At 61.9% G+C, this 506-nt stretch carries 1 protein-coding gene; it reads right to left on the bottom strand.

Features of this window, described 5'->3' with window-relative positions; genetic code table 11:
• Nucleotides 1–506, bottom strand: a 506-nt coding sequence (locus ACYQ2W_RS26575) for a HEPN domain-containing protein (protein ID WP_459874136.1), incomplete at both ends; no start/stop codon positions are given.

The raw sequence follows: 506 nt of genomic DNA, 5'->3' as shown, positions 1-506 counted from the left end.
ACTCCTCCTCGCTGATCCGATAGCTCTTCGAGTAGCGCGCCTCGATGTAGGCCCGCTTCAACAGATCGAACAGCGCCTTGTCCGCCGCCTCCTCGCGGGGCATCGCACCCACCAACGCCTGATGCAGCTCCGCCCCCATCTCCGCCAGCTTGGCGATGTTATGGCACTTGTGTTTATAACCACTGTATATAAGTGTAGTTGCGTGGTAGTAGCGCTCGACCGACTGGTGGAGCATGAACGCCGCCGGCGCCATCCTCCCCTGCGCCATGTAGTACCCGGAACCCCGCCAGAAGTCGTTGGCGCTGCTGAACCAATAGCGGAAGTTGTGCTGCGCCAACGCCAGCCGCTCCTCCGGCGTCTGCGCCTTGACGTGGGCAAACTGCGAGCGGTGCCCGTCGTAGAGCACCACCCCCTCGTTCATGATGTCGCAGAAGAAATACTGCCCCATGCGGATCTCGTGGTTCACCTCCTTGTGGGTATGGACCAGCAGCGTCACCGGCACCCGC

This window comes from Endothiovibrio diazotrophicus (genome assembly GCF_054657215.1).
Note: the sequence above shows the minus strand (reverse complement) of the source record. Positions and strands in the feature narration are given on the sequence as shown.